Source organism: Cryobacterium sp. TMT2-15-1 (assembly GCF_004402345.1).
Taxonomy (GTDB): domain Bacteria; phylum Actinomycetota; class Actinomycetes; order Actinomycetales; family Microbacteriaceae; genus Cryobacterium; species Cryobacterium sandaracinum.
On the sequence record NZ_SOGD01000029.1, the window covers coordinates 129,193 to 142,108 of the forward strand.

Here is a 12,916-nt window from a genome sequence, read left to right on the forward strand (position 1 = left end):
CGGACTAATATCGCAGTCATGTGTGGAATCGTTGGATACGTCGGAGATAACAAGAGCGTTCAGGTCCTGATGGGAGGTCTGCGGCGACTCGAGTACCGGGGGTACGACTCCGCGGGGATCGCTGTCATCGACAGCGAAGGTACTCTCAATACCGCTAAGCGGGCGGGCAAACTGGCCGTTCTTGCCGCCGAGCTCGAGGCAAACCCGATTAATAATGGGAACACCGGTATCGGACACACTCGGTGGGCCACCCACGGGGCGCCGAATGACGTGAATGCGCACCCGCACCTGGGTGACAACGGCAAGCTGGCCCTTATCCACAACGGAATTATTGAAAACTTCTCCGTGCTCAAGGACGAACTCCTCGCGGAGGGATTCACCTTCGAGAGTGAGACCGACACCGAGGTCGCCGCGATCCTGCTCGGCCGGGAATACCAGCGCGTCGGCGACCTGGGCGAAGCGTTCCGGGCTGTCGTCTCCCGCCTCGACGGGGCCTTCACCCTGCTCGCCGTCCACCAAGACCAGCCCGGCATCGTCGTCGGCGCCCGCCGCAACTCACCGCTCGTGATCGGCCTGGGCGACGGAGAGAACTTCCTCGGCTCCGACGTCGCCGCTTTCGTCGAGTACACCCGCCGCGCGGTCGCCATCGGCCAGGACCAGATCGTCACAATCACGCCGGACCTCGTCACCGTCACCGACTTCGACGGCAACGCCGTCGAAGTCGAAGAGTTCGACATCGCCTGGGATGCCTCCGCGTCCGAGAAGGGCGGCTGGTCCAGCTTCATGGCCAAGGAGGTCTCCGAGCAGCCGGATGCCGTGCGCAACACCCTGCGCGGGCGCATCCACGAGGGCCAGGCCGTCGTTCCCGAGCTGACCGAATTCGGAGACGACGTGCTCGCCGGCATCCGTCGCATCGTGGTCGTCGCCTGCGGCACCGCAGCGAACGCCGGCTACGTCGCCAAGTACGCCATCGAGAAGTGGACCCGGGTTCCGGTCGACATCGAACTCAGCCACGAGTTCCGTTACCGCGACCCGGTGCTGAACCCTGAGACCCTGGTCATCTCGATCAGCCAGTCCGGCGAAACCATGGACACGCTGATGGCGGTCAAGTTCGCCCGGGAAGCGGGCGCGAAGGCCATCTCGATCTGCAACACGCAGGGTGCCACCATCCCCCGCGAGTCGGACGCCGTCATCTACACCCACGCCGGCCCGGAGGTCGCCGTGGCCTCGACGAAGGGCTTCACCGCCCAGATCGCCGCCCTCTACCTCTTCGGCCTGCACCTGGCCCGGGTGCGCGGCAGCCTCAGCGAAGCAGAGTGCGCCGTGCAGATCGCCGAGCTCCAGGCCATCCCGGACAAGCTGGCGACCACGCTGCTGCAGGAGTCGACCGTGCACGAGCTGGCCACCTGGATGGCCGACACGCGCGCCGTGCTGTTCCTGGGCCGCCACGTGGGTTTCCCGATCGCGCTCGAGGGTGCGCTCAAGCTCAAGGAGCTCGCGTACATCCACGCGGAGGGCTTCGCCGCCGGTGAGCTCAAGCACGGCCCCATCGCGCTGATCGAGCCCGGCCAGCCTGTCTTCGTCATCGTGCCGAGCCCACGCGGCTCCGCCCACCTGCACCCCAAGGTGGTCTCGAACATCCAGGAGATCCGGGCCCGCGGCGCGCGCATCATCGCGATCGCCGAAGAAGGGGATGTCGCGGTGCTGCCGTTCGCGGACACCGTCATCCGCATCCCGCTGGCCTCGCCGCTGTTCGAACCGCTCCTCGCGGTCGTACCGCTGCAGATTTTCGCCATGGAGCTCGCCACGGTGAAGGGCCTCGACGTCGACCAGCCGCGCAACCTGGCGAAGTCCGTCACGGTCGAGTAGCGCCAGTCCTCGAGTCGGAGTAGCCGGAGGGTGCAGCACAGGGTGCAAGGGTTTGCCGGATGATCCGGGGCATTGGGGTCGACATCGTCGACCTCGCTCGCTTCGAACGGCAGGTCTTGCGCACGCCTGGGCTCATTCCCCGGCTCTTCACGGAAGCCGAGCGCGGGTTGCCGATGCACTCCTTGGCCGCGCGCTTCGCGGCCAAGGAGGCGCTGATCAAAGCGCTCGGCGACAGTGCCGGCGCCAGCTGGCAGGAGATGGACGTCGTGACCGACGCGCACGGCAACCCGGGATTCGTGCTTCACGGGGCTGCCGCGGCGGCACTGACGGCCCGCGGCATCGACACGGTGCACTTGACCATGACCCACGACGCCGGGGTGGCCTGTGCGTTCGTGGTCGCGGAGGGCGGGGCATGACCGGATACCGCGAGGCCGTCGTCGACCTGGGCGCGGTCTACGCCAACGTCGCGCACCTCAGGCAGGTGGCCGGCACCCCGCACCTGATGGCCGTCGTCAAGGCGAACGCCTACGGCCATGGGGCAGTGCCGGTCGCCCGTACCGCGCTCGCCGCGGGCGCAGACTGGCTCGGGGTGGCCGACGTCGACGAGGCGCTCGAGCTGCGGGCCGCCGGCATCGACGCGCCCGTCCTGGCCTGGCTGCACGATCCGGATGCCGACTTCACCGTCGCCATCACCCGGAACATCACCCTCGGGTTGTCCTCGGCGCGGCAGCTGCACCAGGTCGCCGAGGCCGCTGCCGCTCTCGGTCGCGTGGCCGAGGTCCACCTCAAGCTCGAGACCGGGCTCAACCGCAACGGCGTGAACGAACCGGACTGGGCCGAGACGTTCGCTCTGGCGGCCCAGCTCGAGCGGGCCGGCCGCCTGACCGTGACCGGTATTTTCAGCCACCTGTCGAATGCGTCCCCGGTCGACGACGCCGAGGCGATCGAGCGCTTCGAACGCGGTGTCGCTCTCGCCGCCGGCACCGGGCTGGCCCCGGCTCTGATCCACCTGGCGTCCACCGCGGCGGCGCTGCGCGTGCCGGCCGCCCGCTTCTCGATGGTGCGGGTGGGTATCGGCATCTACGGTCTGTCGCCGTTCGCGGACCAGACGTCGCAGGATTTGGGCCTCATCCCGGCGATGACGCTGCGGGGGCGCGTCGCCGCCGTGCGCCGCGTGGCTGCGGGGGCCGGGGTGTCCTACGACTACCTGTGGCGGGCACCGGTCGACGGCTACCTCGCCCTCGTGCCACTCGGCTACGCGGACGGCGTGCCCCGCCAGGCCTCCGGAACCGCGTGGGTCGACATCTCTGGACGCTCGCATCCGCTGGTCGGGCGCATCGCGATGGATCAGTTCGTCGTCAGCGTCGGCCAGGAACGCGTGACGGTCGGCGACGAGATCGTACTGTTCGGCAACCCGGAGACCGGTGTGCCGAGCGCGACCGACTGGGCCGACGCCGCCGGGACCATCAACTACGAGATCGTTACCCGGATCGGTCGCCGGGTTACCCGCAGCTACCGGAACGCGGTCGACGGCGCGGCGGGCGGCACGCGGCCCGGTGGCTGCGTTCGTCCCGGCGGCGGTTCGCGCTGATGCGCGCCGTCATCCCCGACGCCGACAGCATGCACGAGTTCGGCCGCACGGTCGCGGGGCTGCTGCAGGCCGGCGACCTGATCGTGCTGACCGGGCCCCTCGGCGCCGGAAAGACGACCTTCACCCGCGGCCTGGGGGAGGGTCTGCAGGTGCGCGGCTCGGTCACCAGCCCCACCTTCGTACTGGCCCGCACCCACCCCAGCACGATCGGAGGACCCCCGCTCGTGCACGTCGACGCCTACCGGCTCGGAAGCGCCCTCGAGCTGGATGACCTCGACATCGATTTCGCCCGGTCGATCGTCGTGGTCGAGTGGGGTCGCGGGATGCTCAACGGTATCGCCGAATCCTGGCTCGATATCGAGATCGAACGGCCCGTCGGGGCCTCGCAGGCGGCCACATCCGTCGTCGCCGACGAGGCCGAGGTGCTCGACCTCGACGAGCCGCGCACGGTCACGGTCACCCCGCACGGCCCCCGCTGGCCGAACGAATTCGACGGAGATTGCTTTCCGACAGGCCCATGACGGGCACGATTCGGCTCCAGAGCCCAAAATCTCCGTCGAATTCGTTCACGGCGGCCGACGAGCAGGCATCGGCGGCACAGCACATCGGCGGCGCAGCGCATTGGACACAGCGAATAGGCTGGTGAGGTGCTTCTCGCCATCGATACTTCCGCCGGAACGAGCGTCGCGGTCGTGGATCTCGCCCGAGGCGTCATCGCCGAACACGCCACCGACGACACTATGCGCCACGCCGAGGTGGTCGGCCGCCTGATCGCCGACTGCCTCAGCGACGCGGCCGTGCCGATCAGCGGCCTCTCCGCGGTGGTCGGCGGCATGGGTCCCGGCCCCTTCACCGGCCTCCGGGTGGGCATCGCCGCCGCGCGGGTCTTCGCGTTGGGCGCCGGGGTTCCCTTCGTGCCCGTCGTCAGCCACGATGCGCTCGCCTTCGGCCGCTATCAGGCCGGCCACACCGGTCCGCTCGTCGTCGTCACCGATGCCCGTCGCCGCGAGGTGAACTGGTCTGTGTACAGTGGGGCGGATGCCGTGGGTCTTCCGATCCGGGTCGACGGTCCTGGCGTGGCCCGGCCGGCCGTGCTGCGGGAGCCCGACTGGGCGCATGCTGGGGTGCCCCGCTTCGACGCGGTCGCCGTGTCCGCCGGGGAGCTGGGGCAGGTCGCCGAGCTGATGTGGGCCCACCAGCGCCCGTTCGCCGCCGACACGGCGCTCTACCTGCGCTCGCCGGATGTCACCGTGTCCAACGGCCCGAAACGGGTGAGTTGATCATGTGGCAGCTGCGGCGCGCCCGGGCCGCCGATGTGGACGCCATCATGGCGCTCGAGACCCGTATCTTCGTCAACGACGCGTGGTCCGCCGAGGCGATGGCCCAGGACGTGGTCAATCCGAACTGTTACTACCTGGTGGCCTTCCCCCCCGATGAGCCCGACCGAATCGAGGGCTACGCCGGGCTGCAGGCCCTGCAGGGAGCGCGCGAGGGCGACATTCAGACCATCGCGGTCACCGAAGAGGCCCGCGGTCACGGCCTCGGCCGAACCCTGATGCTCAGCCTGATCGCCGAGGCCCGGAAGCGGGGCATGCGCGAGGTGTTCCTCGAGGTGCGGGCCGACAACCCGCCGGCCCAGGAGCTCTACCGCCGGCTCGGCTTCGAGGAGTTGGGCATCCGCCCTGGCTACTACCAGCCCGACAACGTCGACGCGATCGTGATGCGACTGCACGTGCCTGACGCCGAGATGCAGATGACACCGGCAGAGGCCGCACCGGAGGCCACCGAATGACCACCCTGAACGCGATGACCGCGCAGAACCCCGCCAACCCGCTCGTGCTCGGCATCGAGACCTCCTGCGACGAGACCGGAATCGGAATCGTCCGCGGAACCACCCTGCTTTCCAACACGATCGCGTCGTCGATGGACGAACACGCCCGCTACGGCGGAGTCGTGCCGGAGGTGGCCGCGCGCGCGCACCTGGAGGAGCTCGTTCCGGCGATCCGGGCGGCCGCGCTGGAGGCCGGCATCCGTTTGCAGGACATCGATGCGGTGGCCGTGACCTGCGGCCCCGGTCTGGCCGGCGCGCTCATGGTCGGGGTCGGCGCGGCCAAGGCACTCGCCATCTCTCTCGGCAAACCGATTTACGCGGTCAACCACCTGGTCGGTCACGTCGGGGCCGATGTGCTTCGACTCGGCGCAGACGACTCCACGGAGCCGTTGGAATACCCCACCGTTGCACTCCTCGTCAGCGGCGGTCACACCTCACTGCTGCTGGTGCGCGATCTGGTCTCCGATGTCGAACTGCTCGGCGAGACCATCGACGACGCGGCTGGCGAGGCCTTCGACAAGGTGGCCCGCCTGCTCGGCCTGCCCTACCCGGGCGGACCCCAGATCGACCGGGCCGCGCGGGAAGGCAATCCCGCCGCCATCCGTTTCCCCCGCGGTCTCAGCCAGACCAAGGACATGGCGAAACACCGGTACGACTTCTCGTTCTCCGGGCTCAAGACCTCGGTCGCGCGCTGGGTCGAGCAGAGACGCGACGCGGATGAGCCGGTGCCGCTGGCCGACGTGGCCGCCAGTTTCCGAGAGGCGGTCGTCGACATCCTCCTGACCAAAGCCGTCGCTGCCTGCGTCGACCTCGGTGTGCCGAGGCTCCTGCTCGGGGGCGGCGTGATCGCCAACGCCCGGCTGCGTCAGGTGGCCCAGGAGCGCACGAACGCCGCCGGCATCGCCCTGCGCATCCCGCCTCTGTCGCTCTGCACCGACAACGGCGCCATGATCGCGGCCCTCGGGGCGCAGCTGATCATGGCCGGGCATGCGCCGTCGTCACTGGAGTTCGGGGCGGACTCCACTCTTCCGGTCTCCGAGATCCAAGTCTGAAACCCCCTCCCACCGGTATTTCGCCACCGGACGGGTATTCTGGCTTCGGCAGGCGACATTTGTTCGTGCGATCAACACCTTGTCCGACTGGGAGCCAGATCGGCAGCCCAGATGCACCATTCCCGAAGGAGCAATCGACATGACCGACCCCAACGAGCCGCCGGTTAGCCCGCCCATGTTCCAGCCGCCGGCGGCGCAGGCCGCTCCGGCCTACGCCCAGCCGGGCTACCCCCAGCCCTACGCGCCGCAGGGCCCGTCCGAGAAGTACAACGTGCTGTCCATCGTGTCGCTCGTGACCTCGGTGCTCGGGATCTCCCTGGTCGGCATCATCACCGGCCACATCGGTCTGAGTCAGATCGGGAAGACCGGAGAAAAGGGACGGGGACTCGCGATCGCCGGCCTCATTGTCGGCTACGCCGGCCTGGCGGCTCAGCTCCTGGCCGTCGTCCTGCTGATCCCGTTGATGATCGCGATCGCGAACGACCCGACCCTGCTCAATACCTACTGACCCGGTGGCCACGGGCAGAAACCCTGCGCGTCGATGGCCCGTGACCCGATATGCAACCAGCGACGCCACCCCGTCGTCCGGAAAGGAATGAATTCGCATGAGCGATTCCAATAACCCCAGCAACCCTGACGTGCCCCGCGTGCCTGACGTGCCGCAGGTGCCCGGCGTACCGCATGTGCCCGACGTGCCACAGGTCCCCGATATCCCGCGCGACGAGCGGGGGGCGTCTGCCGCCCCGCCGGCGTACAACGGCCCGACCCCGCCGGCCTCCGTCCCGCCCTCCTACGGCGGCCCGACCCAGCCGCCCGGCTACGGCGCCCCGACGATGACCCAGGCACCTGCCTATGGCGACGCGTATTCGTCGCCCTACGGTGCGGTCGCCGCGAAGCAGCCGATTCTCAGCATCCTGGCGCTGGTCGCCGGCGTTATCGGCGTGCTCGGCTCGCCGATCGTGTTCCTCCCGATTGTGGGTGGCATCCTCGGACTATTCATCCCCGCCGCCGCGGTCGTCCTGGGCTTCCTCGGCAAGTCGAAGGAGCCGCAGGCGAGGGGCTTCTGGCTGACCGGGCTGATCACGGGGTTCATCGGCGTCGGGCTGGCACTGGTCAGTATCGTGATCTGGTCTGTCTTCTTCGCCACCATCCCCACCTCGTCGTACTGAGCGGAAGATAGCAGCGGGGATGGTTGGGGAGGAACGGGACTGGTCCCGCAACGATGACTTCCGGGTCGACCTCACCCGGCCTCCGGCGCCCGCTCCGGGGGAGCTGGACTACGCGTCGACCATCACAGCCCCCACCGAATGGGTGCCGTACGTCTACACCGACAGCGAGCTGAGCGCGCAGGCAGACCGGAGCGGGCTGTCCATCGCATCGCTCGTCTTCGGGCTGCTCGGGCTGCTGATCGCGGTCTTCGGCGTCTGGGGCGCGGCGCTCTCCCTGGCCGCGGTCGTGCTGGCCGTGATGGCCCGCCTGACCGAGCGCCGTGCCGGCACCGTGTGGGCCTACGGGCTGTGGACCGGGCTGGCGGGGCTGGTCCTCGCGGTCGGGTGGGTGTTGATCGTCACGCAGGTGCTGACGGTCGTGCCCGGCTGAGCCGCGCTGTCCTTCGCCGCTGGCCCTAGTCGAGTGGCGGAATCCGCTCCACCAGCAGAGCCACCCGGTGGCCGGCGGCCCGGGTGAGCACGAGCGTCGCCGACTCGGGGCCCTTGAGCTTCAGTCGGGTGCGCAGGGTGGCCGGGTCGACGTCCACGCCGCGTTTCTTGATCTCGAGAGTGCCGATGCGGCGTTCCTGTAGGGCCAGCCGCAGCTTCTTCTCGTCGACGGGCAGCACCTCGAGCACCCGGAATGCGGTGGCGAAGGGCGTGCGGTGCAGGGTCTCGGAGGTGAGGTACGCGATCCCCTCGCTCAGCATCGACGCGTCGAGCGACCGGGCCAGGTCCCCGATCAGACGTGCACGGATGATCGCGCCGTCCGGCTCGTACAGGTAGTCGCCCAGCACTCCCACCGGGGCATCCGTACTGTCGTGCGGCGCGGTCAGTTCGTGAATCCCGGTCCGGCCGAGCAACAGGGCGGAGCGACGGATGCCGGCGCGTGCCAGTGCTCCGAACCACAGCCCCATCTCCACGAGCTTGCCGTCCACGGAGACCCACTGCGCCTCGGCCTCCGCGGGGATCAGCTCGCGGTCGTGGCCCGGCCCGAGCTTGACGCCGACGGGCATCCGCTCACTGAGACCGAAGACGAAATCGAGGTGGGGGGAGTAGTCCTCCGGCCGGGTCAGGCGCGAGGTGTTGGAGTGCCCGGCGGTGCGCCGGGCCGGGTCGAGCCAGGCGGCGTCGAAGCCGGCCAGGTCGATGTCTTCCGCGGACGAGTGCAGCACGCTCGCGTTCTCGAACGGAGCCAGGTTGTAGCTGGCGACGGTCGCGGTCACCTCGTCGGCGTCCACCCCCGTGACCGTGAGGTCCATGGCGGCCAGGGCCATGGCGTCGCCTCCGATGCCGCAGCCGAGGTCGACGACCCGGTCCAGGGACGCGCCCGCGAAGCGGCCGGCGTGCAGCGCCGCCACCCTCAACCGGGTGGCCTGCTCGAGGCCGGCCTCCGTAAACAGCATGCGGCCGGCGAACTCGCCGAACTTGGGCACGGCCCTGGCGCGGAGCCGGGACTGGCTGAGCACCGCGGTGACCAGGTCGGGGCTGTGTCCGGCCTTGCGGAGTTCGCTCACCACCCGCACGACGTCGGCGGCCGGGTCGTACGGCGGCAACGAGTCCAGCAGGCGCAAACCGCCCGGCGATAACAGCTCGACGAGCTCTGAGCGTTCCATCGTGCAAACCTATCAACACGGCGCATCTGGCACTCACGTTGCGTGAGTGCCAGATGCGCCCTAAACTCTTCTTAGCACCCTCGCTGTGAGTCTGCTAACTATGTCTTAGCTAAGAAAGAGGTCAACCGTGTCGGTCTCCATCAAGCCGCTCGAGGATCGCATCGTCATCAAGCAGGTCGACGCAGAGCAGACCACCGCATCAGGTCTGGTCATTCCTGACACCGCCAAGGAAAAGCCCCAGGAGGGCGAAGTTGTCGCAGTCGGCCCCGGCCGCATCGACGACAACGGCAACCGCATTCCACTCGACGTCGCCGTCGGCGACAAGGTGATCTACTCCAAGTACGGTGGAACCGAAGTCAAGTTCGGTGGCGAGGACCTCCTCGTCCTGTCGGCCCGCGACGTGCTCGCAGTCGTCGTTCGCTAGCCACACCCACGCAACGGTAGAATCCCGGATGGCCCTGGCCATCCGGGATTCGTCGTTAAGAAAGGTCCGCTGTGGCGCAAGACCCTCTTTCACCCGGGAAAATCCGCGCGGCCCGCCCGGCGCGGTCGGAGCAAAGCAAGGGACTGATCTACGCGGTCCTCGCCTACGCCCTCTGGGGCGCGCTGCCGCTCTACTTTCTGCTCCTCGCGCCCAGTGGTGCCTTCGAGATCGTGGCCTGGCGGGTTCTCTTCTCTCTGGTGTTCTGCGCACTGCTGATCACGGTCACGCGCAAGTGGAAGTCCTTCCTCGCGCTGCTGCGGAGGCCCCGCATCGTGTTCACGATGGGTCTGGCCGGCCTCCTGATCTTCGTCAACTGGCAGACCTACGTCTTCGCCGCCCTCAGCGGCCACGTGGTCGAGGCAGCCCTCGGCTACTTCATCAACCCGATCGTGACCGTGTTCCTCGGCGTCATTCTGCTGCGCGAGCGTCTGCGCCTGCTGCAGTGGGTAGCCGTGGGAATCAGCCTCGGGGCCGTCGTCGTGCTCACCGTCGGCTACGGCTCGCTGCCGTGGGTGTCACTCATCCTCGCGTTCTCGTTCGGCTTCTACGGTTTGATCAAGAAAAGGGTCGGCCGTGACGTCGATGCCGTCGCCGGACTCACCCTCGAAACGGTCTGGCTCGCACCCATCGCCGTGGTGCAGCTGATCGTGGTGGCCTCCGTCTCCGGTCTCACCTTCGGAAGCGTGTCCACCTGGCATACCGTGGGGCTGCTGGCAGCAGGTGTTGTGACCGCCGTGCCGCTGTTGTTCTTCGCCGCCGCGGCCCGGCGCCTGCCTCTGACCTACATGGGTCTGATCCAGTACTTCGCTCCGATCCTGCAGTTCCTGGTCGGCGTCTTCGTGCTGCTCGAGCCCATGCCTCCCGAGCGCTGGGTCGGTTTCGCACTGGTCTGGGTGGCGCTGGTCCTTCTCACGACCGACATGGTCCTCACCGGACGCGCGCCCCGGCGTGCGTCCCTTGAACCGGTCTGAGCCCCGCTACGCTCGGGGACGCACCTCGTACGTGAAAGGACACCGGATGCGCACTGCGTCGACTTCCCTGCCCGTCCACCTCGTCGGGGCGCTCGCCTGCGTGCTCCTGCTGTCCGGATGCAGGGCCGAGGTCGCGCCGCCCGTAGTCGAGCCCGCTGCCGCCGCGTCCGTCGTGGTGGCTCCGTCCGGTGACGGTACCGTGCGCCTCGGAACCCTGTTCCCCATGACGGGCCCGTCGGCGGCCAGTGGTGCGGCACAGGTGGCCGGCTCCGAACTGGCCGCCCGCGAGATCACCGAGCAGGGCCGCATTCTCGGCACTCCGATCGAGATCATCCACCGCGACTCCGCCGTCGACCCGGCGACGTCGCTGACCGACTTGTTGGCCCGTGGCGTCGACGTCGTGCTGTGGGACGCCACCGTTCCGATGCCGGGCGATCTGGCCGCCGCCGTCGCGGCGGCGCCGGTGGTACTGCTGTGGCTCGGCGACTTCGCAAACGGGGGCACGCCGCTGGCCGCCAGTGACGGCTTCGCTGCGCGCCTGCGCACCCTCGATCCAGGGCTGGTCGACACTGCCGGCGGCGGTGAAGCCTATGACGGAGTTGTCCTGAGCGCCCTGGCAGCAGCACGGGCCGGAGACGACGGTGCGGCGTCGATCAGGCCCGCTCTCGACCAGGTGAGTACCGGGGCGTTCGCCTGCGCATCCTGGGGAGAATGTGCGGCCGCGCTGGCCGATGCGCAACAGATCGCCTATCAGGGCGTCACCGGCCGCCGATCGTAACGATTTGGTCTGCGTTACACGGATGTAACCCGGTTGCCTTGTTTCGCGCGATTCCTGTCAATAATGTGACAGAACGGCAGTCAATCGACCGCTGTCATTTCTCATTCCTAGTCCCAAGGAGCAACATGAGCGTATTTGCGAAGGCCTCGGCCTCCCGCTCAGTTCGGGCAGTCGTCACTGGAGTCGCCCTCGTCGGCGTCAGTGCACTTCTGCTCACCGGCTGCAGCAGCAACACCGCTGAGCCGGCTGCATCGGAAGCCCCCGCCGCGAGCGGAGACGCCCAGGCCATCACGGCCGGCGACCGCGACCTGACCCTGAAGATCGGCACCATCCTTCCCCAGAGTGGTGCCCTGGCTTTCCTCGGCCCGCCCGAAGAAGCCGGCGTCGCCCTGGCCGTCAAGGACATCAACGACGCGAACCTCGGCTTGACCGTTGAGGCCATCTTCCGTGACTCCGGCGACACCACGACGGACACCGCGACCGGTTCGGTGACCGACCTTCTCTCGCAGAAGGTTTCCGCCATCATCGGCGCGGCATCCTCCGGCGTCTCCAAGACCGTGATCGACCAGATCACCGGCGCGGGCGTCGTGCAGTTCTCCCCGGCCAACACCTCGGCGGACTTCACGAAGTATGCCGACAAGGACCTCTACTGGCGCACCGCCCCGTCCGACCTGCTGCAGGGTGAAGTCCTGGGCACCCAGATCGCCGACGACGGCAACAGCACCCTCGGCCTGATCGTGCTCAACGACTCGTACGGCACCGGCCTGGCCGAGTCCACCACGACCGCCTTCGAGGCTGCGGGCGGCGAGGTCGTCGCCACGTCCCTGTTCAACGAGGGTGACTCCAACTTCGCCGCTCAGATCTCCGAAGTGACCGCCGCCAACCCCGACGCGATCGCCCTGATCACGTTCGACCAGGCCAAGGTCATCACCCCCGCACTGGTCGGCTCCGGCTTCCCCGGTGGCAACCTGTACTTCGTGGACGGCAACCTGTCCGACTACAGCAAGGACTTCGACGCCGGCATCATCACCGGTGCCAAGGGCACGCTGCCCGGCCTCGACGTGGGAACGCTCGGCGACTTCACCGATCGTCTCAAGGAGATCGACCCCACCCTGACCGACTTCAGCTACGCGGCAGAATCTTACGACGCCGTCATGCTCGTCGCGCTGGCGGCCTACGCGGCCAACGACGTCTCGGGTGAGGCCATCTCCAAGCACCTCCGCCAGGTCTCTGGGGGAACCGGCGACGGCACCACGGTCTCCGACTTCACCGCGGCGGCTAAGGCCCTCGCGGACGGCGACCAGGTCGACTACGACGGCTTCTCCGGCCCGGTCACGTTCGATGAGAACGGCGACCCGACCGAGGCGACCATCGGCGTCTACGAGTACCTCGAAGACAACACGTACAAGCGCATCAACTAGTCACGATTCGTCGCTGACCAGCATTCGATCTGGAAGGGCCCCGACTTCGGTCGGGGCCCTTCTTCGTTCGCCCGGTGACGGCCGTCACCCGGTGA

Annotated in this window: 15 protein-coding genes; 14 read left to right on the forward strand and 1 reads right to left on the reverse strand. The window is 68.4% G+C overall.

The genetic code is table 11. The features are described from left to right. Positions 1 to 18: 18 nt before the first annotated feature. The 10 genes from glmS (at position 19) to E3O62_RS07080 (ending at position 7,942) form a co-directional block, all read left to right on the forward strand. On the forward strand, positions 19 to 1,869 hold the full coding sequence (gene glmS, locus E3O62_RS07035; RefSeq protein ID WP_134395116.1) for a glutamine--fructose-6-phosphate transaminase (isomerizing): 1,851 nt from the start codon (positions 19 to 21) through the stop codon (positions 1,867 to 1,869). Positions 1,870 to 1,928: 59 nt separating this feature from the next. After that, complete coding sequence (locus tag E3O62_RS07040) at positions 1,929 to 2,285, forward strand: holo-ACP synthase (protein WP_134395115.1); 357 nt, start codon at positions 1,929 to 1,931, stop codon at positions 2,283 to 2,285. Further along, positions 2,282 to 3,460: an alanine racemase gene (gene alr / locus E3O62_RS07045; protein ID WP_134397986.1), complete on the forward strand. Its 1,179-nt coding sequence runs from the start codon at positions 2,282 to 2,284 to the stop codon at positions 3,458 to 3,460. Before E3O62_RS07040 ends, alr begins: the two co-directional genes overlap by 4 nt. Then, positions 3,460 to 3,981 (forward strand): tRNA (adenosine(37)-N6)-threonylcarbamoyltransferase complex ATPase subunit type 1 TsaE, encoded by a 522-nt coding sequence (gene tsaE, locus E3O62_RS07050; RefSeq protein WP_134397987.1) that lies wholly within the window; start codon positions 3,460 to 3,462, stop codon positions 3,979 to 3,981. The genes alr and tsaE overlap by 1 nt, the downstream gene beginning before the upstream one ends. A gap of 126 nt (positions 3,982 to 4,107) precedes the next feature. Then, positions 4,108 to 4,740, forward strand: a complete 633-nt coding sequence (tsaB, locus tag E3O62_RS07055) for a tRNA (adenosine(37)-N6)-threonylcarbamoyltransferase complex dimerization subunit type 1 TsaB (RefSeq protein ID WP_134397988.1) — start codon at positions 4,108 to 4,110, stop codon at positions 4,738 to 4,740. Between the two features lie 2 nt (positions 4,741 to 4,742). Then, complete coding sequence (gene rimI, locus E3O62_RS07060; RefSeq protein ID WP_134395111.1) at positions 4,743 to 5,252, forward strand: ribosomal protein S18-alanine N-acetyltransferase; 510 nt, start codon at positions 4,743 to 4,745, stop codon at positions 5,250 to 5,252. Beyond that, positions 5,249 to 6,343, forward strand: coding sequence for a tRNA (adenosine(37)-N6)-threonylcarbamoyltransferase complex transferase subunit TsaD (tsaD, locus tag E3O62_RS07065; protein ID WP_241973357.1), 1,095 nt, complete (start codon positions 5,249 to 5,251; stop codon positions 6,341 to 6,343). Before rimI ends, tsaD begins: the two co-directional genes overlap by 4 nt. Positions 6,344 to 6,482: 139 nt before the next feature. Beyond that, positions 6,483 to 6,851, forward strand: a complete 369-nt coding sequence (locus E3O62_RS16550; protein WP_166784637.1) for a DUF4190 domain-containing protein — start codon at positions 6,483 to 6,485, stop codon at positions 6,849 to 6,851. 97 nt (positions 6,852 to 6,948) lie between these two features. Continuing rightward, positions 6,949 to 7,512 (forward strand): DUF4190 domain-containing protein, encoded by a 564-nt coding sequence (locus E3O62_RS07075; RefSeq protein WP_134397989.1) that lies wholly within the window; start codon positions 6,949 to 6,951, stop codon positions 7,510 to 7,512. A 19-nt stretch (positions 7,513 to 7,531) separates the two neighbouring features. Then, complete coding sequence (locus E3O62_RS07080) at positions 7,532 to 7,942, forward strand: DUF4190 domain-containing protein (protein ID WP_134395108.1); 411 nt, start codon at positions 7,532 to 7,534, stop codon at positions 7,940 to 7,942. 25 nt (positions 7,943 to 7,967) lie between these two features. Here E3O62_RS07080 and E3O62_RS07085 read toward each other — a convergent pair whose 3' ends face one another. Next, entirely contained in the window at positions 7,968 to 9,167 is a 1,200-nt protein-coding gene (locus E3O62_RS07085; RefSeq protein ID WP_134397990.1) for a methyltransferase domain-containing protein, read from the reverse strand. A gap of 127 nt (positions 9,168 to 9,294) precedes the next feature. On the opposite strand from E3O62_RS07085, the gene groES reads away from it, so the two are divergent. From groES to E3O62_RS07105, 4 genes are all read left to right on the forward strand, one after another. After that, positions 9,295 to 9,591: a co-chaperone GroES gene (gene groES, locus E3O62_RS07090; protein WP_066597535.1), complete on the forward strand. Its 297-nt coding sequence runs from the start codon at positions 9,295 to 9,297 to the stop codon at positions 9,589 to 9,591. A gap of 101 nt (positions 9,592 to 9,692) precedes the next feature. Then, positions 9,693 to 10,622 carry an EamA family transporter RarD gene (gene rarD, locus E3O62_RS07095; RefSeq protein WP_134395192.1) on the forward strand — a complete coding sequence of 310 codons (930 nt, stop codon included), beginning with the start codon at positions 9,693 to 9,695 and terminating at the stop codon, positions 10,620 to 10,622. Between the two features lie 46 nt (positions 10,623 to 10,668). After that, complete coding sequence (locus E3O62_RS07100; RefSeq protein WP_134395106.1) at positions 10,669 to 11,400, forward strand: ABC transporter substrate-binding protein; 732 nt, start codon at positions 10,669 to 10,671, stop codon at positions 11,398 to 11,400. Between the two features lie 125 nt (positions 11,401 to 11,525). Further along, positions 11,526 to 12,821: an ABC transporter substrate-binding protein gene (locus E3O62_RS07105; RefSeq protein ID WP_134395105.1), complete on the forward strand. Its 1,296-nt coding sequence runs from the start codon at positions 11,526 to 11,528 to the stop codon at positions 12,819 to 12,821. Positions 12,822 to 12,916 lie beyond the last annotated feature (95 nt).